At 55.6% G+C, this 18,733-nt stretch carries 15 protein-coding genes; 6 read left to right on the forward strand and 9 right to left on the reverse strand.

From position 1 onward, the window contains the following. Nucleotides 1-6: 6 nt before the first annotated feature. Nucleotides 7-750: a cell division protein ZapD gene (zapD, locus tag ABLV30_RS02665; RefSeq protein ID WP_014227927.1), complete on the reverse strand. Its 744-nt coding sequence runs from the start codon at nt 748-750 to the stop codon at nt 7-9. After that, the gene (coaE, locus tag ABLV30_RS02670) at nt 750-1,370 is read right to left on the reverse strand and encodes a dephospho-CoA kinase (RefSeq protein WP_004098610.1); all 621 of its coding nucleotides are present in this window, start codon (nt 1,368-1,370) and stop codon (nt 750-752) included. The genes zapD and coaE overlap by 1 nt, the downstream gene beginning before the upstream one ends. 348 nt (nt 1,371-1,718) lie before the next feature. Here coaE and ABLV30_RS02675 point away from each other — a divergent pair, with 348 nt between their 5' ends. Then, a complete protein-coding gene (locus ABLV30_RS02675) occupies nt 1,719-2,762 on the forward strand; it encodes a GMP reductase (protein ID WP_032747983.1) in 1,044 nt (347 codons plus the stop codon). Nucleotides 2,763-2,791: 29 nt separating this feature from the next. Here ABLV30_RS02675 and hofC read toward each other — a convergent pair whose 3' ends face one another. The 4 genes from hofC to nadC all read right to left on the reverse strand — a co-directional run bounded on the left by hofC (nt 2,792) and on the right by nadC (nt 6,891). Further along, nucleotides 2,792-3,997 carry a protein transport protein HofC gene (gene hofC / locus ABLV30_RS02680; RefSeq protein WP_057173065.1) on the reverse strand — a complete coding sequence of 402 codons (1,206 nt, stop codon included), beginning with the start codon at nt 3,995-3,997 and terminating at the stop codon, nt 2,792-2,794. Further along, the gene (gspE, locus tag ABLV30_RS02685) at nt 3,987-5,372 is read right to left on the reverse strand and encodes a type II secretion system protein GspE (protein ID WP_014227929.1); all 1,386 of its coding nucleotides are present in this window, start codon (nt 5,370-5,372) and stop codon (nt 3,987-3,989) included. The genes hofC and gspE overlap by 11 nt, the downstream gene beginning before the upstream one ends. A 10-nt stretch (nt 5,373-5,382) precedes the next feature. After that, nucleotides 5,383-5,814 (reverse strand): prepilin peptidase-dependent pilin, encoded by a 432-nt coding sequence (gene ppdD, locus ABLV30_RS02690; RefSeq protein ID WP_014227930.1) that lies wholly within the window; start codon nt 5,812-5,814, stop codon nt 5,383-5,385. Nucleotides 5,815-5,997: 183 nt separating this feature from the next. Continuing rightward, complete coding sequence (nadC, locus tag ABLV30_RS02695) at nt 5,998-6,891, reverse strand: carboxylating nicotinate-nucleotide diphosphorylase (RefSeq protein ID WP_025106498.1); 894 nt, start codon at nt 6,889-6,891, stop codon at nt 5,998-6,000. Nucleotides 6,892-7,091: 200 nt separating this feature from the next. Between nadC and ampD the strand changes: the two genes are divergently transcribed. Together ampD and ampE are read left to right on the forward strand one after the other, a co-directional pair. After that, nucleotides 7,092-7,643, forward strand: a complete 552-nt coding sequence (gene ampD, locus ABLV30_RS02700) for a 1,6-anhydro-N-acetylmuramyl-L-alanine amidase AmpD (protein ID WP_009654552.1) — start codon at nt 7,092-7,094, stop codon at nt 7,641-7,643. 9 nt (nt 7,644-7,652) lie between these two features. After that, nucleotides 7,653-8,507 (forward strand): beta-lactamase regulator AmpE, encoded by an 855-nt coding sequence (gene ampE, locus ABLV30_RS02705; RefSeq protein WP_004098628.1) that lies wholly within the window; start codon nt 7,653-7,655, stop codon nt 8,505-8,507. A 30-nt stretch (nt 8,508-8,537) separates the two neighbouring features. Here ampE and ABLV30_RS02710 read toward each other — a convergent pair whose 3' ends face one another. The 3 genes from ABLV30_RS02710 to aroP all read right to left on the reverse strand — a co-directional run bounded on the left by ABLV30_RS02710 (nt 8,538) and on the right by aroP (nt 12,442). Next, nucleotides 8,538-9,488: a family 43 glycosylhydrolase gene (locus ABLV30_RS02710; RefSeq protein WP_348865517.1), complete on the reverse strand. Its 951-nt coding sequence runs from the start codon at nt 9,486-9,488 to the stop codon at nt 8,538-8,540. Beyond that, nucleotides 9,488-10,894 (reverse strand): MFS transporter, encoded by a 1,407-nt coding sequence (locus tag ABLV30_RS02715; protein WP_014227935.1) that lies wholly within the window; start codon nt 10,892-10,894, stop codon nt 9,488-9,490. Before ABLV30_RS02715 ends, ABLV30_RS02710 begins: the two co-directional genes overlap by 1 nt. A 177-nt stretch (nt 10,895-11,071) precedes the next feature. Continuing rightward, the gene (gene aroP, locus ABLV30_RS02720; protein ID WP_086544283.1) at nt 11,072-12,442 is read right to left on the reverse strand and encodes an aromatic amino acid transporter AroP; all 1,371 of its coding nucleotides are present in this window, start codon (nt 12,440-12,442) and stop codon (nt 11,072-11,074) included. Between the two features lie 653 nt (nt 12,443-13,095). On the opposite strand from aroP, the gene pdhR reads away from it, so the two are divergent. The 3 genes from pdhR (at nt 13,096) to aceF (ending at nt 18,553) form a co-directional block, all read left to right on the forward strand. Continuing rightward, complete coding sequence (pdhR, locus tag ABLV30_RS02725; protein ID WP_004098632.1) at nt 13,096-13,875, forward strand: pyruvate dehydrogenase complex transcriptional repressor PdhR; 780 nt, start codon at nt 13,096-13,098, stop codon at nt 13,873-13,875. A 119-nt stretch (nt 13,876-13,994) separates the two neighbouring features. Beyond that, nucleotides 13,995-16,658 carry a pyruvate dehydrogenase (acetyl-transferring), homodimeric type gene (gene aceE, locus ABLV30_RS02730; RefSeq protein WP_265801401.1) on the forward strand — a complete coding sequence of 888 codons (2,664 nt, stop codon included), beginning with the start codon at nt 13,995-13,997 and terminating at the stop codon, nt 16,656-16,658. Nucleotides 16,659-16,672: 14 nt separating this feature from the next. Next, nucleotides 16,673-18,553 (forward strand): pyruvate dehydrogenase complex dihydrolipoyllysine-residue acetyltransferase, encoded by a 1,881-nt coding sequence (gene aceF / locus ABLV30_RS02735; protein ID WP_057173064.1) that lies wholly within the window; start codon nt 16,673-16,675, stop codon nt 18,551-18,553. The last annotated feature ends 180 nt before the right edge of the window (nt 18,554-18,733 follow it).

An 18,733-nucleotide genomic window follows, 5' to 3' on the forward strand; every position in this document is an offset into this window, starting at 1 on the left:
GACTCCTTAACAGCAGGCCAGTTCAAAATCAAAACGCTCCGGCACGATGCCGTGCTCGCTGTCCAGCGGCATAAAGCGGATGGCAAAGCGGCTCTTGTGGCCTGATATTTGGGGGTAGAGCTGGCTGGCAAGATCCAACCGCAGACGCAGCAGATCGGCATCTTCGCCGTTGTCCTGATAAAAACCGTTCAGGCTGGTCTGCTTACGGAAGGGGGCCGAGTTACGGATGAGATCGAGAATGAGCATCAGCGATTGCGTCAGCGGTTCCAGGCTGGCCAGCCACTTACCGACCTGCTCATCGCGATATTCCTGCGGCATATGCAGCCAGATGTGCAGCGTCGGAAGATCGAAGCTACAGCAGCCGCCCGGGATACTCAGGCGTTGGCGTACCAGGGCGATCAGGCGATCCTCTCGCAGGTACTGGCCGATACGCGGCGCCGACATTAACGTACTGCCTGATTGCTTCAGCTGCTGACGCAGTTCGTTGATACGATCCTGATCAACCCCAGGGACTTCCGCCCAGGATTGCAGCTTCCTCTGTTGGCGATCCAGCTCTTTCATCAGATCGGTACGTACTTCACCGCGTTCAAAAACATCTAAAAGATCGCCGATATTGCGGAAAAAATGCAGCGCATCCGCATGGCTGGTAATGGCGGGATGTACGGTCAGCTGCTGGAGCAAAAACTCAATACGCAGCCAGGTGCGCATTTTTTCATTAAGCGGATGTTCAAATAGAACAGGGGTAGACATTACGGTTTTTCCTGTGAGGCGGCCTGCGCTGCCAGCTGTTGATACTTTGCATGCAGGCGGGCGACAGCTGATGCGATGGCATCAGGTGAACCCATATTTTCAATAACATCATCCGCAACGGCAAGGCGCTGTTCGCGCGTTGCCTGAGCGGCAAGAATATGTTCCGCATGTTGCCGACTGACCCGATCGCGAAGCATCGTGCGCGCTATCTGCGTCTCTTTCGGCACATCGACAACAAGGACCCGATCGGCTTTGGCGGACAAACGGTTTTCGACCAGTAAAGGTACAACCCAGAGAATATAAGACGAGGTGGCAAGCTGCATCTGGCGACGCGTTTCCTGCTGAATTTGCGGGTGCAGCAGCGCGTTTAGCCAGTTCTTATCCTCTGCATGAGCGAAAATATGTTCACGCAGAGCGCGACGGTTAAGGGTGCCATCTTTATTCAGGATCTGCGGACCGAAGCGTTGAGCAATCGCGTTTAGCCCCGGAGTACCGGGCTCGACCACCTGGCGCGCGATAATGTCAGCATCAATAACGTTAACCCCGAGGTGTGAGAATGCGTCGGCTACGGTACTTTTACCGCTACCGATGCCGCCTGTTAACGCTACCGTGTATGTCATACACCTCAATCCTGAAACTGACTACATGCACATTTTTCAATAACAGAGCCGTGATTTACGACGCGACGACGCCACTGCGACAGTGGTTTTATCGACGTGATATCAACCAATAAATGGCTGTCACCACGTACCCTGGTTCTTTTTGCGCATGTAAATCAAATGGTTAAAAATGATACGCCTGCGATGGGATATCGCAAATTCGCTTTTGGCTGTTCACCAGGTAAATTTATACGATTGTAGCGTAAAAAAAGTGAAAATCGCAGTCTTGCGCGGCCATGATTCGTGCGTATGATAACGTCACTGGAGTTGTGCTCTCACAATAATGCAATTAACCCCAGGAATTCGCACATGCGTATTGAAGAAGATTTGAAGCTTGGTTTTAAAGACGTTCTTATCCGCCCGAAACGTTCTACCCTCAAAAGCCGTTCTGACGTACAGCTGGAACGTGAATTCACTTTCAAACATTCTGGCCAGACCTGGTCTGGTGTGCCGATCATTGCTGCTAACATGGACACCGTTGGCACGTTTGCCATGGCTAAAGCCCTGGCTTCATTTGGCGTTTTGACCGCCGTACATAAGCATTACAGCGTGGAACAGTGGCAGGCGTTTGTTCAGAGCGTATCGGCAGATGTCGTGCAGCACGTCATGGTCTCTACCGGCACCTCCGATGCGGATTTTGAAAAAACAAAACAGATTCTGAGCCAAAATCCGCAGCTTAGCTTTGTGTGCATTGACGTGGCGAATGGCTATTCAGAGCACTTCGTGCAGTTTGTCGCGAAAGCCCGCGAAGCCTGGCCGCAGAAAACCATTATTGCGGGCAACGTTGTGACCGGCGAAATGTGCGAAGAGCTGATTCTTTCGGGGGCTGATATCGTTAAGGTGGGTATCGGTCCGGGCTCCGTATGTACAACCCGCGTGAAAACCGGCGTCGGCTATCCGCAGCTTTCCGCAGTGATTGAGTGTGCCGATGCGGCGCACGGCCTGGGCGGGCAGATTATCAGCGACGGCGGATGTACTATGCCGGGCGATGTGGCTAAAGCCTTCGGCGGCGGCGCGGATTTCGTGATGCTTGGCGGTATGCTGGCCGGTCACGAAGAGAGCGGCGGTACCGTGGTTGAAGAAAACGGCGAAAAATTCATGCTGTTCTACGGCATGAGCTCGGAGTCGGCGATGACCCGTCACGTTGGCGGCGTAGCCCAGTACCGTGCGGCTGAAGGCAAAACCGTTAAGCTGCCTCTGCGCGGCCCGGTTGAAAACACCGCGCGCGATATTCTTGGCGGCCTGCGTTCCGCATGCACCTACGTAGGTGCTTCGCGGCTGAAAGAACTGACTAAACGCACGACTTTTATTCGCGTACAGGAACAAGAGAACCGCGTGTTCAACAGCCTGTAATGCCGTTCGCTGGCGCGTTTGCGCCAGCGTTATCCCCCCATCCCGCTAATGGCGTCGCCCAGATGAAAAATGGGTAAATACATCGCCACCACCAGCACGCCGACAATCGTTCCGGTCACTACCAACATCATCGGTTCCAGCAAGGTCGCCAGATTATCTGCCTGCTGATGCGTCAGCTCACTATGGTGACGAGCCAGATTTTCCAGCATGGTATCCAGCGAACCCGAGGCTTCACCGGTACGGATCAGTTGTAGGCAAAGCGGCGTAAAGCCTCCGCCGTTGGCGAGCGCCTGCCAGATGGGATCGCCGTGGGTAATTTGCCGGCAAACCTGCTGGAGCCTCTGCCGCCATAGCGGGCAGCTCAGGGTTTCCTCCACGCTTTGCAGACCTTGCAGAAAGCTGATTCCGGCGCTTTGCGTCAATGCGAGTACGGTAAAAATCTGGCTAAGCCGCTGGCCGCATAGCAGTTTGCCAAACACCGGCAGCGTATGGAGCAGCTTCTGACGGTACAGCAGCCAGCCTGGCCGCTGGCAAATCAGCCGGTTGAGTATTGCAGGTAAAATACCCAGGGCAGCGAGCAGTGGCCAACAGCGAGTTAACCCTTCGCCAATGCTTATTACCGCGCGGGTCAGCCACGGCAGCGGGGTGTTGAAGGTTTGATATATAGCAGCGAATTCCGGTAAGACAAAGCACAGCATTCCCATAACCACCAGCAGCGCCAGGGATAAGATAATCAACGGGTAGCGCAGCGCTTTTTTCACTTTTTCGGTGAGGAGCAGCTGCTCTCGCTGCTGCCTGGCCAACTGAGCGCAGCAAAGTTCCAGTTTACCGGTAAGTTCACCGGTGCGAATCATGGCCAGATAGAGCGGAGGGAACGCCTCAGGCCATTTTTCCAGGGAGCCTGAAAGCGAAATGCCCTGCGCCAGATCCTCCGCCAGGGTTTGCAGCAGCGCCTGCCATTGCGCATTGGGCTGCTGCTGCGCCAGCAGTTCCAGCCCCTCGGCCAGGGGGAGACCGGCCTGAAGAAGCGCGGCCAGCTGGCGGATGATTTCGCCACTGTAGCGCGGATGCCAGAGGGCGCTTTGCACGCTACAGCGGCGCAGCGTCAGCGGGATAATTCGCTGCCGCTGCAGAGCCTGCAATGCCTCAGGGCGATTATCCTGCCAGAGCGTTCCCTGGCAGGGAATGCCCTGGAGAGAGAGACCGCGCCAGCGCCACAGTCGTTTAGTCGCCATGCGGTATTCCCAACACGCGAACGACCTCTTCCAGACTTGTCATCCCACGTTCGACGGCCAGACAGCCGCTCTCAAACAGCGTCATCATGCCGGATTCGCGCGCCAGGGACTCGATCTCTCCGGCGCTAAGACCCTGAGTAATCGCCTGCCGTAACGCGGTGGTGACGGGGAGCAGCTCAAATAGCGCCAGGCGACCGTAGTAGCCGTGATAGCAGTGCTGACAGCCCGGAGCCTGCCAGCGAGGAAGCGCCCGTGGCCACAGGCTGTGTGGAACATCGGCCGAACTGCCGGTTTCCCGGCGGCAGTGCGGGCACAGTTTGCGTACCAGGCGTTGAGCAACCACCAGAGAAAGCGCGGATGAGATCATCCAGCGCGCAACGCCCATCTGCTGCAGGCGAACCAGCGTTTCACTGGTTGAATTGGTGTGCAGCGTTGAGAGAACCAGGTGCCCGGTTTGCGCTGCTTTTATCGCAATTTCAGCGGTTTCTGCATCGCGTATCTCTCCGACCATCACGATATCGGGATCCTGGCGTAGCAGGGCGCGCAGTACGCTGTGAAAGGTTAAGCCCGCCCGCGGATTAATCTGCGTCTGATTCATCCCCACGATGGGGATCTCCAGCGGATCTTCAACGCTGCATATATTGACCTCGTCGCGATTCCGCGCCTGCAGCGCACTATACAAAGTGACGGTTTTCCCACTTCCCGTCGGGCCGGTGACCAGCATCAGCCCCTGAGGTTGGTTAAGCGCCGAGCGAAAGGCGGCAAGCTGCTGAGACGATAGCCCCAGCGCTTCGAGGTCCAGCGCTTGTTCGACCTGGTGTAATAAGCGAAGGACGATTTTTTCCCCGCCGCGGCAGGGAAGCGTGGCGATCCGAAACGAGATCGGGCGGTCTGCGAGCGTGAGGGTAAACTGACCGTCCTGCGGTACCCGGTGTTCAGCGATATCCAGATTGCTGAGCACTTTAAGTCGGGCGGTGATGGGGGCGGCGAGTTCCGGCGCAAGCGGCGCAAGAGAATGGAGAACGCCATCTACCCTCAGGCGAATTCTCAGGCGATCGTCACCGGGTTCAATATGAATATCCGATGCGCGCTGGCGCAGGGCCTGTTCCAGAAGGCTATTTACCTGTTCAACGATGCTGGCCGAGGCTTCAACAGGCGGGGTGAGGGTTGATATTCCCGGCGTCTGCAGCCGCTTGTCCATCTGGTCCTGGCTCCAGCACTCGATATCAATCCTTTTCTGCGTCGCGAAACGTAACGCTTCCAGCAGCTCCGGGGCGGGGGCGTCAACCACGGCGATAGCGATGGTGTGTTCATTACTATCGAGCAGTAAGGCCTGATAGCGCTGGCAAAGAGGTATCAATTGTTCAGTTTTCATTGCCGCGCCCTCAGTTAAAACGGAACACGTCTTCACAGGCCTGCTTGAGTGCGCTATCGCCGGTAATGTTGCACACTCGCTGCCAGCCGGTGATGCCGTTAGCGTTATCCCAGGTCGGCGTCAGCGTGACGCTTAAGCCATTAAGGCTTTCCTGCCCGGTGAGCGTGACAACGCCTGTGGCGACGGTCATAGCCGAGACGTAGCGGGTTGTGGCGGGCGAGGGAATACCGTTGCTGCCGCCATCGCAGGTGGTTAATCCGCCGTGCTCCAGCGCGCACAGCTCAATGGCGGTGCGGAACGGGACGAAGGTTTGCAGCATATCGGTAAGCGCCGCTTTTCGCAGATAGTTCTGATAAGCCGGAATGCCGATTGCGCTGAGAATGGCGATGATCCCAATGACCACCATAAGTTCGATGAGGGTAAAGCCGCGTTGTTTGTCCATAAGTTGCTCCTTGTTATCTTCGGGAGCACTTTGCCGGGGTTTGTTTAGCGATACGAGCGGCAGATCGCGCCTGGAGAAGCACGCTTCCAGGCTTTTTTTGCGGGTTGCATTGAGGGATTATTGGCGTGCGAGCCGGCTCGCAAAAGTGCGCCCCGGCATCAACGACGAACCGGGGCAGGGGGATTAGCGGAAGCGCATAGAGAGATCGAGAGCGCGGACGTGCTTGGTCAACGCGCCAACGGAGATGTAATCGACGCCGGTTTCAGCAAATTCACGAATAGTCTCGAATGTGACGTTGCCGGAGACTTCCAGCGCCGCCTGGCCGTTGGTGTGTTTGACCGCTTCGCGCATCAGGTCGGTAGTGAAGTTGTCGAGCATAATGATGTCAGCGCCGGCTTTCAGCGCTTCATCCAGCTCTTCAAGGGTTTCGACTTCCACCTCAACCGGCACATCCGGGTGCAGCCAGAACGCTTTTTCAACCGCCTGCCGTACCGAGCCGGAAGCGATAATATGGTTCTCTTTAATCAGAAAGGCATCGGAGAGGCCCAGGCGATGATTGGCCCCGCCGCCGCACAGGACCGCATATTTCAGCGCCGTGCGCAGGCCCGGCAGCGTTTTGCGCGTATCGAGCAGTTGAGTTTTGGTGCCTGCCAGCAGGTCGACATAGCGGCGGACTTCGCTGGCCACCCCGGAGAGCGTCTGCACGAAATTGAGTGCGGTACGTTCGCCGGTGAGCAGGATCCGCGAAGGGCCTTCCAGCTCGAATAGCGGCTGATTGGCTTTTACCGCGTCGCCATCGGCAACGTGCCAGGTGAAGTTAACGTCGTCGCCCGCAAGCTGAATAAAGACTTCTTCTACCCAACGTTTACCGCAAAACACGCCGTCTTCACGGGTGATGACGACGGCATGCGAGCGCGCATCCTGCGGCAATAATTGCGCGCTAATATCGTTGTTCGCATCCACTTCACCGCCTAAATCTTCCCGCAGGGATTGAGAGACGGCATCGGTAATATCAAGATTAATACGCTCCAGCAGCGCGTCACGGCGGCGGTCGGGATTGTAGCGACGAGGCGTCATGATAAAGCTCCAGATAGATAAGATTCAGAAGTGGGAAACATGCTAACCTGAACGACGTTTCTGTACCACATCCGCGTCCTTTCGTCGGCGGCGCCAGCGTGAAGTTTTGGCGTTAGCCAGCCGAGCGAGCGTGGGTATGATGCCGGGGATTGTTTGGTCACGGTGCCGCGAATGCATAAGCTAGTAAAAGGAGACTCAACATGCAGTTGAACGGGGGATGGCTGGAAGAGGCGCGTCGGGTTCCTTCGCCGCACCACGATAGCCGCCCGGATAATGAAACCCCCTCTTTGCTGGTGGTGCATAATATAAGCCTGCCGCCCGGCGAATTTGGCGGGCCATGGATTGATGCCCTGTTCAGCGGTACGCTCGATCCCCATGCCCATCCTTTCTTTGCTGAAATCGCGCATCTTCGCGTTTCGGCACACTGTCTGATTCGCCGCGATGGTGAAATCGTGCAGTATGTGCCTTTCGACCAGCGCGCCTGGCACGCGGGGGTTTCCAGCTATCACGGGCGCGAGCGCTGTAATGATTTTTCGATAGGCATTGAGCTGGAAGGGACCGACGAGCTGGCTTATACCGACGCGCAGTATCAGCAGCTGGTTGCCGTTACCCGTCAGCTTATCTCGCGCTATCCGGCGATAGCTGACAATATCACCGGCCATAGCGATATTGCGCCAGTGCGTAAAACGGATCCCGGCCCGGCTTTTGACTGGGTCAAATTTCGCGGTCTGTTAACCCCGTCGTCAGAATAAGGAGATGCCATGACGTTGTTCACTACGCTGTTGGTCCTCATTGCCGAGCGTTTGTTTAAGCTGGGCGAGCACTGGCAGCTCGATCACCGGCTGGAAGTGCTGTTTCGCCGGGTAAAGCATTATTCCCTGCTCACTACCCTACTGATGACGGTCGCGGCGGCGGCGGTCGTGTTTATTATTCAGCGCCTGCTGCAGGGGCAGCTGTTTAACATTCCTCTGCTGGTGTTCTGGATCCTGCTGGGCCTGCTGTGCATCGGCGCGGGCAAAGTCCGTCTGCACTATCACGCCTACCTGAAGGCGGCGGCGCGCGATGATAGCCGCGCCTGCGACGCCATGGCCAGCGAGCTCACCCTGATCCACGGCGTGCCGCCCGGCTGCGACCAGCGTGAATATCTGAGCGAGCTGCAAAACGCGCTGCTGTGGATTAACTACCGCTACTATCTCGCTCCGCTGTTCTGGTTCGTTGTCGGCGGGCCGTGGGGACCGTTAACCCTGATTGCCTACTGTACGCTGCGGGCCTGGCAGACCTGGCTGGCGCGTTATCAGACGCCGCGTCATCGCTTACAGTCGGGTATTGACGGCATTCTGCACGTTGTCGACTGGGTTCCGGTACGTCTGGTCGGCGTGGTGTACGCGCTGGTTGGGCACGGGGAAAAGGCTTTGCCTGCGTGGTTTGCCTCGCTGGGCGACCGCCACTCTTCGCAGTATCAGGTGCTGACGCGCCTGGCGCAGTATTCGCTGGCGCGCGAGCCGCACGTGGATAAAGTGGCGACGCCGAAGGCGGCGGTCTCCATGGCGAAAAAAACATCGCTGGTGGTGGTGGTGATTATGGCGCTGCTGACGATTTACGGTACGCTGATTTAAGCACCTGCCCGCTGGGGGCAGGTTCCGCTTTTAATCCGTATCTGCTGCCGGGATGCCAAAATCAGGCATCCCGTTTTCGTCCCAGCGGACAAGCTTCAGGCGGGTATGGCGATTCGGATCGTACAGCGGGTCGCCTTCAATTTCGGTGTAGTTGCGCGCGTGGTACACCAGCACATCTTCTCCCTCCGGCGTTTGCGTAAAGCTATTGTGTCCGGGCCCATACTGACGATTCTCATAGCTGGTACGAAACACCGGCTGCGGCGCTTTATGCCAGTTTTCCGGCCGCAGCGGGTCGGCGTTAACGTCTATCCACAATAATCCCATGCAGTAGTTTTCGTCGGTGGCGCTGGCGGAATAGCTGACGAACAGCTTGTCGCCGTGGAACAGGACCGCCGGGCCTTCATTCACCAGAAAATCCCGGCACTCCCAGTCAAACTCGGGTTGACTCAGCCTGACCGGCTGACCTTTTAGCGTCCACGGATTTGCCAGTTCAGCCAGATAGAGGTTGGTATTGCCCTTAATTTCCGGATCTTTTTGCGCCCACAGGTACCACCGTTTACCCTGATGGCGGAAGGTGGTGGCATCCAGCGCAAAGGTATCAAGCGGCGTTTTAATCTGGCCTTTTTCCTGCCATTTACCGGTTAACGGGTCGCTGTCCGCGCATTCGAGCGCGAACATGCGGTGCTGGAACATGCCCTGCGCATCCAGATCGTGGGTGTGGCTGGCGGCAAAGTAGATATACCATTTGCCGTCAATCTCATGCAGCTCCGGGGCCCATATGAGCTGGCTCATCGGGCCGCTGTCCGGTTTACGCCAGACGACCACCGGCTGCGCGTGGCGTAAACCTTCAAGGGTTGCTGAGCGGCGGATTTCCAGACGGTCATACTCCGGCACCGAGGCAATAAAGTAGTAGCTCTCCTGATGGCGCAGAATATACGGGTCCGCGCGTTGTTCAATAAATGGATTCGGCCAGTTTTTCATTACGCTTTCCTTACCTGTTCGCCGGTTTTCAGTTCCTGATAGTCGTTGAGTTCGCTGTAGTTGACCCGGCGTTTCTCGAGGTCGGACTGAATTAGCCGCATAAATTCGCGGTTTACCTTCAGCATACGCACCACCCCCGCGGTAATCAGATAGCCGATGCCGGGGATAACGCTGAATAACAATACGATACCGTTAATCGCGGAGGCGCTTTGCTGCTTCGCACCGGCATCGTAACCGTACCAGGAGAGCAGGAAGCCAACCATCGCGCCGGCGATGGCCAGACCGACCTTCAGGAAGAACAGGTTGCCTGAGAAGCTGATGCCGGTGATGCGTTTGCCGGTCTTCCATTCGCCGTAGTCATCCACGTCGGCCATCAGCGACCAGTGCAGCGGCGAGGGGATCTGATGCAGAATGTTCAGCAGGAAATAGAGCACCATAATCATCATGGTGGCGTGCGGGTCGAAGAAGTAGAAGGCGCAGGAGAAAATCGCCAGCACGATGTTGGTCCAGAAAAACACCTGCAGTTTGCACCAGCGGTCGGTCAGGACTTTAGCCAGCATACTGCCGATCATCATGCCGACTACCCCGAGGCTGATAAACAGCGTGGCGAAGTGGGTGCTTTGCTGCATCACCCAGGTGACGTAGTACATGGTGGCGGCCATGCGAATAAAGCCCGGACAAACGTTGCACAGCGTTAGCAGCAGGATGCGAACCCACTGGTCGTTTTTCCAGACGTCTTTCAGATCTTTTTTCAGCTCGTCGTTGGTCTGGACGGCGGGTTTTACGCGCTCACGAACGGTGGCAAAGCAGAACAGGAACATGCACATACCGATAATCGCCAGCACGGTCATCGCCATCTGATAGCCTTTGGCTTTATCCTCACCGCCGAACCAGTCCGCCATCGGCAGCAGCGTCAGGGAGAGCAGGAGCGTGGCGATACCGACCATCACGAAGCGATAGGACTGGCAGGCCACGCGTTCCTTCGGGTCATTCGTAATCACGCTACCCAAGGAGCAGTAGGGGATGTTGATCGCGGTGTAGGTCAGCGAGAGCAGGAAGTAGGTGACGAAAGCATAGATAACCTTGCTATTGTACGACCACTCCGGGGTGGTAAACATCAGCACGCTGAACAGCGCGTACGGGAAGGCAATCCACAGTAGCCATGGGCGAAAGCGCCCGTATTTACTGCGGGTACGGTCGGCCATCGCCCCCATGATCGGATCGGTGACGGCATCAATAACGCGTACGGAAAGCAGCAAAACGCCCACCAGCGCCGGCGCGAGACCAAAAATATCCGTATAAAAATAGTTAACAAACAACATGATGGCGCCGAATATGATATTGCATCCGGCATCACCCATCCCGTAGCCTATTTTTTCTTTAACTGAAAGCTTATTGCCATTCATCGCAGCGATCTCCCCGTGGCGGTATGGAGAGAATTATTAGCCGGGTAATGGACTAATGCGTTGCAGGATAGGGTTAACGATATGGATAAATCGGTTATCAGGGGGAAAGTGTGAAGCAGATAACAATGCGCCGTGTCCGCCCAGCGGCGGGCGGACACAGCTTGTGGAGATACAGGATTATGCTTTAATGGCGCTGGCGGTTTTCTGTTTAAACAGGTAGCCGACGCCGAGAACGGCAATCCATACCGGGATAAGGTAGACGGAAATCGCCATGCCAGGGGTCATCAGCATGATCACCAGCACTCCCGCCATAAACAGCAGGCAGATCCAGTTGCCCAGCGGATAAAGCAGCGCCGGGAAGCGGGTGACCACGCCCTGCTGCTGCTTAGCGCGACGGAACTTCATGTGCGCCAGGCTAATCATCGCCCAGTTGATCACCAGGGCTGAAACCACCAGCGCCATCAGCAGACCAAACGCGGATTCCGGCGCGAAGTAGTTAATCAGTACGCACAGCGCGGTGACCACCGCGGAGACGAGGATGGTGTTAACCGGCACGCCGCGTTTATCGACGCTCATCAGCGCTTTTGGCGCGTTACCCTGCTGGGCCAGACCGAACAGCATCCGACTGTTGCAGTATACGCAGCTGTTGTAAACGGAGAGCGCCGCGGTTAATACCACAATATTCAGCGCATTCGCGACGAAGGTATCGCCCAGTTCGTGGAAAATCAGGACGAACGGGCTGGTATCGGCGGTTACGCGGCTCCACGGCAGCAGCGAAAGCAGAACGGCCAGCGAGCCCACATAGAAAATCAGGATGCGGTAGATGACCTGGTTGGTGGCCTTCGGAATGCTCTGCTCCGGGTTATCCGCTTCGGCTGCGGTAATACCGACCAGCTCCAGCCCGCCGAAAGAGAACATAATAATCGCCATCATCATTACCAGCCCGGTGAAGCCGTGCGGCAGGAAACCGCCCTGCTCCCACAGGTTGCGTACGGTGGCCTGCGGGCCGCCGTTGCCGCTGAACAGCAGCCAGCCGCCGAACAGGATCATCGCCACGACGGCGACGACTTTGATGATCGCGAACCAGAACTCCATCTCGCCGAACACCTTGACGTTCGTCAGGTTGATGGCGTTGATAGCGATAAAGAAAACGGCCGCAGAAACCCAGGTAGGGATTTCCGGCCACCAGAACTGGACGTATTTCCCGACCGCGGTCAGCTCGGCCATCGCGACCAGCACGTAAAGCACCCAGTAGTTCCAGCCGGAAGCGAAGCCTGCAAAGCCGCCCCAGTATTTGTAGGCAAAATGACTAAATGAGCCGGCTACCGGCTCTTCGACGACCATCTCGCCCAGCTGACGCATAATCAGGAAAGCAATAAAACCGGCAATTGCGTAGCCCAGAATAATACCGGGACCCGCGTTTTGGATGACGGATGCGCTACCCAGAAACAAACCGGTACCGATAGCGCCTCCCAGCGCAATAAGCTGAATATGGCGGTTTTTAAGGCCGCGCTTTAGCCGATCGCCATGCTGTTGACCTTCCATCATGAAACCTCGTGTGTGGTTATGGTTATTATGTTTGTCCGCGTCATCCATCAGGTGACTTCTTCGCTGTCCATCCCTGCCTGATAGCATAGTCAGCGAAATTTCACTGAGCCTGCGGCCCGTTTTGCCCCGAGTGATGTAGCGCACATATTGTTGTGTTTGTGTAATTATCAAATTCCGTAGATGTACTTATTTCTTTACGCAAGGCGGAGAGGGAATTCATGAAAAGGCCTTTCGTATCATGGAGAATAGTGATAAGCGCCGCTGAATGCACCTGCTTTATGAAGGGATGATGACGAAGCGAGCAAAAAGACGCCATTTGTAAATCCCACCCCCATGCGCCAGTGCCTACCCATTATTTGTCATCCATGCAAATTTATTGAATTTATATTCACTTCATAAGGCGTTGAATCGGTTCAGATAGCGTAATTTTTCGTTTCTATTACGTTAACACTACCTCTTTGTGAGTAAACACAACATTTGTGCAAGGTTACATTTTTGAAATGTTATTTCTGTAAGGTTGTTAAAACGTGCCGGGTTTAATGATTTCAATCAAAACCTGTATGGACAGAAGGTGAATACTTTGTTACTTTAGCGATACGAACTATGAATTGGTAAGACCAATTGACTCCGGGCTAATGGCAGAGACAGGGAATATGGCCTACAGCAAGATCCGCCAACCAAAACTATCCGATGTGATAGAGCAGCAGCTGGAGTTTTTAATCCTTGAGGGGACGTTGCGCCCCGGTGAAAAACTCCCGCCAGAACGTGAACTGGCAAAACAGTTCGACGTTTCCCGTCCCTCGCTCCGTGAGGCTATTCAACGCCTCGAAGCTAAGGGCTTGTTGCTTCGTCGCCAGGGGGGCGGAACGTTTGTACAAAGCCGCCTGTGGCAGAGCTTCAGCGACCCGCTGGTAGAGCTACTGTCCGACCACCCTGAATCCCAATTTGATCTGCTGGAAACCCGTCACGCGCTTGAAGGCATCGCGGCTTATTACGCGGCGCTGCGCAGCAATGATGAAGACCGCGAACGCATTCGCGAGCTGCATCAGGCCATTGAGCGGGCTCAGCAGTCCGGCGATCTCGACGCCGAATCCGATGCCGTCGTCCAGTATCAAATCGCCGTCACCGAAGCGGCGCACAATGTGGTGCTGCTCCATCTACTACGCTGTATGGAGCCGATGCTGGCCCAGAACGTTCGCCAGAATTTTGAATTGTTGTACGCCCGTCGGGAGATGCTCCCGCAGGTCAGCAATCATCGTACTCGCATTTTTGAGGCGATAATCGCCGGGGAACCGGAGCAGGCGCGTGAAGCGTCGCATCGTCACCTGGCGTTCATTGAGGAAATTTTGCTGGATCGTAGCCGTGAGCAGAGCCGTCGTGAACGCTCACTGCGTCGTTTACAGCAACGAAAAGATGAGAACTCCGGTTCTTAAGCGCCATTTTTAGAGCGCGGCAACTAAACGCAGAACCTGTCTTATTGCATTCTCTGACGAGAATTCAATGGGACAGGTTCCAGATTAATCAACGATTAGATAGATAAGGAATACCCCCCATGTCAGAACGTTTACCAAATGACGTGGATCCGATCGAAACTCGCGACTGGCTACAGGCGATCGAATCGGTCATCCGTGAAGAAGGTGTTGAGCGCGCTCAGTATCTTATTGACCAACTCCTTTCTGAAGCCCGCAAAGGCGGGGTGAAAGTGGCTGCTGGCGCATCGACCGGCGGTTACGTGAACACTATTGCCGTTGAAGATGAGCCGGAATACCCGGGTAATCTGGATCTGGAACGTCGTATCCGTTCTGCGATCCGCTGGAACGCGATTATGACCGTTCTGCGCGCATCGAAAAAAGATCTCGAACTGGGCGGCCACATGGCTTCCTTCCAGTCTTCCGCAACCTTCTATGAAGTGTGCTTTAACCACTTCTTCCGCGCACGCAACGAGCAGGACGGCGGCGACCTGGTTTACTTCCAGGGCCACATCTCTCCGGGCGTCTACGCGCGTGCTTTCCTGGAAGGTCGTCTGACTGAAGAGCAGATGAACAACTTCCGTCAGGAAGTTCACGGTAAAGGTCTGTCCTCTTATCCGCACCCGAAACTGATGCCGGAATTCTGGCAGTTCCCGACTGTCTCTATGGGGCTGGGTCCAATCGGTGCGATTTATCAGGCTAAGTTCCTGAAGTATCTGGAACACCGCGGCCTGAAAGACACTTCCAAACAAACCGTTTACGCTTTCCTCGGCGACGGCGAGATGGACGAGCCGGAATCCAAAGGCGCGATCACCATCGCGACCCGTGAGAAGCTGGACAACCTGGTCTTCGTTATCAACTGTAACCTGCAGCGCCTTGACGGCCCGGTTACCGGTAATGGCAAGATCATTAACGAACTGGAAGGCATCTTTGGCGGTGCTGGCTGGAACGTTATCAAGGTTATCTGGGGCGGACGCTGGGATGAGCTGCTGCGTAAAGATACCAGCGGTAAACTGATCCAGCTGATGGAAGAGACCGTTGACGGTGACTACCAGACCTTCAAATCCAAAGATGGCGCTTACGTGCGTGAGCACTTCTTCGGTAAATATCCGGAAACCGCAGCGCTGGTTGCCGACTGGACTGACGAGCAGATCTGGGCCCTGAACCGCGGCGGTCACGATCCGAAGAAAGTCTACGCTGCGCTGAAAAAAGCACAGGAAACCAAAGGCAAAGCCACCGTAATCCTCGCCCATACCATTAAAGGTTACGGCATGGGTGACACCGCTGAAGGTAAAAACATCGCTCACCAGGTTAAGAAAATGAACATGGACGGCGTTCGCTACGTCCGCGATCGTTTCAACGTGCCGGTTGCCGATGCTGATATCGAAAAACTGCCGTACGTGACCTTCCCGGAAGGTTCTGAAGAGCACACCTATCTGCACGCCCAGCGTCAGAAACTGCATGGCTATCTGCCGAGCCGTCAGCCAAACTTCGATGAGAAGCTGGAGCTGCCGACCCTGGAAGATTTCGGTCCGCTGCTGGAAGAGCAGAATAAAGAGATCTCTACCACTATCGCGTTCGTTCGTGCCCTGAACGTGATGCTGAAGAACAAATCCATCAAAGACCGCCTCGTGCCGATCATCGCCGATGAAGCGCGTACCTTTGGTATGGAAGGCCTGTTCCGTCAGATTGGTATCTACAGCCCGAACGGTCAGCAGTACACTCCGCAGGACCGTGAGCAGGTTGCTTACTACAAAGAAGACGAGAAAGGCCAGATTCTGCAGGAAGGTATCAACGAACTGGGTGCCGGTGCATCCTGGCTGGCTGCTGCGACCTCCTACAGCACCAACAACCTGCCGATGATCCCGTTCTACATCTACTACTCCATGTTCGGGTTCCAGCGTATCGGTGACCTTTGCTGGCAGGCCGGCGACCAGCAGGCTCGCGGCTTCCTGATCGGCGGGACTTCCGGTCGTACCACGCTGAACGGCGAAGGTCTGCAGCACGAAGATGGCCACAGCCACATTCAGTCTCTGACTATCCCGAACTGTATCTCTTACGATCCGTCTTACGCGTACGAAGTTGCGGTCATCATGCACGATGGTCTGGAGCGTATGTACGGTGAGAAACAAGAGAACGTTTACTACTACATCACCACGCTGAACGAAAACTACCACATGCCGGCAATGCCAGCAGGCGCCGAGGAAGGTATCCGTAAAGGTATCTACAAACTCGAAACCGTTGAAGGTAGCAAAGGTAAAGTTCAGCTGCTGGGCTCCGGTTCTATCCTGCGTCACGTCCGTGAAGCAGCGCACATCCTGGCCAAAGACTACGGCGTAGGCTCTGACGTTTATAGCGTCACCTCCTTCACCGAACTGGCGCGCGATGGCCAGGATTGTGAACGCTGGAACATGCTGCATCCGCTGGAAACGCCGCGCGTTCCGTACATCGCTCAGGTGATGAACGACGCTCCGGCAGTCGCATCTACTGACTATATGAAACTGTTCGCTGAGCAGGTTCGTACTTACGTACCGGCCGATGATTACCGCGTACTGGGTACCGACGGCTTCGGTCGCTCTGACAGCCGTGAAAACCTGCGTCACCACTTCGAAGTTGACGCTTCCTACGTGGTGGTAGCAGCGCTGGGCGAACTGGCTAAACGTGGCGAAATCGATAAGAAAGTGGTTGCGGAAGCCATCACTAAATTCAACATCGATGCAGATAAAGTTAACCCGCGTCTGGCGTAAGAGGTAAAAGAATAATGGCTATCGAAATCAAAGTACCGGACATCGGGGCTGATGAAGTTGAAATCACCGAGATTCTGGTCAAAGTGGGCGACAAAGTTGAAGCTGAACAGTCGCTGATCACCGTAGAAGGCGACAAAGCCTCTATGGAAGTCCCGTCTCCGCAGGCTGGCGTCGTTAAAGAGATCAAAGTCTCCGTCGGCGACAAAACCGAGACCGGTAAACTGATCATGATTTTCGATTCCGCCGATGGTGCAGCAGCAGCTGCACCTGCGCAGGAAGAGAAGAAAGAAGCGGCTCCGGCCGCCGCAGCACCGGCAGCCGCCAGCGCGAAAGAAGTTCATGTACCGGATATCGGCGGTGATGAAGTTGAAGTCACGGAAATCATGGTAAAAGTGGGTGACACCATCGCCGCTGAACAATCCCTGATCACCGTAGAAGGCGATAAAGCCTCTATGGAAGTGCCGGCGCCGTTCGCCGGTACCGTGAAAGAGATCAAGATTAACACCGGCGACAAAGTGTCCACGGGTTCCCTGATCATGATCTTCGAAGTGGCGGGCGCAGCGCCTGCCGCGGCGCCGGCGAAAGCGGAAGCCGCTCCGGCTGCTGCTGCACCGGCAGCTTCAGGTTCTAAAGAAGTTCACGTGCCGGATATCGGCGGCGATGAAGTTGAAGTGACTGAAGTGATGGTGAAAGTGGGCGATAAAATTGCCGCTGAACAGTCACTGATCACCGTTGAAGGCGACAAAGCTTCCATGGAAGTGCCTGCGCCGTTCGCGGGTACCGTGAAAGAGATCAAAATCAGCACCGGCGACAAAGTTTCCACCGGCTCCCTGATTATGGTCTTCGAAGTGGAAGGCGCTGCGCCTGCCGCAGCTCCGGCTGCTCCAGCACCAGCTGCTGCACCGGCTCAGGCTGCTAAACCAGCTGCACCTGCTGCAAAAGCAGAAGGCAAATCTGAGTTCGCTGAAAACGACGCTTACGTTCACGCCACCCCGCTGATTCGTCGCCTGGCGCGCGAGTTCGGTGTAAACCTGGCGAAAGTGAAAGGAACTGGTCGTAAAGGCCGTATCCTGCGCGAAGACGTTCAGGCCTACGTGAAAGAAGCGGTTAAACGCGCTGAAGCCGCGCCTGCTGCTACCGGTGGCGGTATCCCGGGCATGCTGCCGTGGCCGAAAGTGGACTTCAGCAAGTTTGGTGAAGTGGAAGAAGTTGAACTGGGCCGTATCCAGAAGATCTCTGGTGCTAACCTGAGCCGTAACTGGGTGATGATCCCGCACGTTACGCACTTCGACAAAACCGATATCACCGATCTGGAAGCGTTCCGTAAACAGCAGAACGCCGAAGCTGAGAAGCGTAAGCTGGACGTGAAATTCACTCCGGTGGTCTTCATCATGAAAGCCGTTGCCGCGGCGCTTGAGCAGATGCCGCGCTTCAACAGCTCCCTGTCTGAAGATGCACAGCGTCTGACGCTGAAGAAATACATCAATATCGGTGTGGCGGTTGATACCCCGAATGGTCTGGTTGTTCCGGTCTTCAAAGACGTGAACAAGAAGAGCATTACCGAGCTGTCTCGTGAACTGACCGTGATTTCCAAGAAAGCGCGTGATGGTAAGCTGACCGCTGGCGAAATGCAGGGTGGTTGCTTCACTATCTCCAGCATCGGCGGCCTGGGTACCACCCACTTCGCACCGATTGTGAACGCGCCGGAAGTGGCTATCCTCGGCGTGTCCAAGTCCGCGATGGAGCCGGTATGGAATGGCAAAGAGTTCGTGCCGCGTCTGATGATGCCGATCTCTCTGTCCTTCGACCACCGCGTGATCGACGGTGCTGATGGTGCGCGCTTTATCACCATCATCAACAATATGCTGAGCGACATTCGCCGCCTGGTGATGTAAGCAAAAAGCCGGCCTGACGGCCGGCTTTTTTCTGGTAATCTCTTCTGCGTTTTGAAGTTACCAGCAATAAAGGACAAAATCGTTTGCCGTTTGTTGTTTCAAAATTGTTAACAATTTTGTAAAATGCTTGCGGATAGAACGTCCCGGTGGACATGGGCGTAAAAACAATAGCGTCAGACC

The organism is Klebsiella sp. CN_Kp113 (assembly GCF_040064585.1).
GTDB lineage: Bacteria > Pseudomonadota > Gammaproteobacteria > Enterobacterales > Enterobacteriaceae > Klebsiella > Klebsiella michiganensis.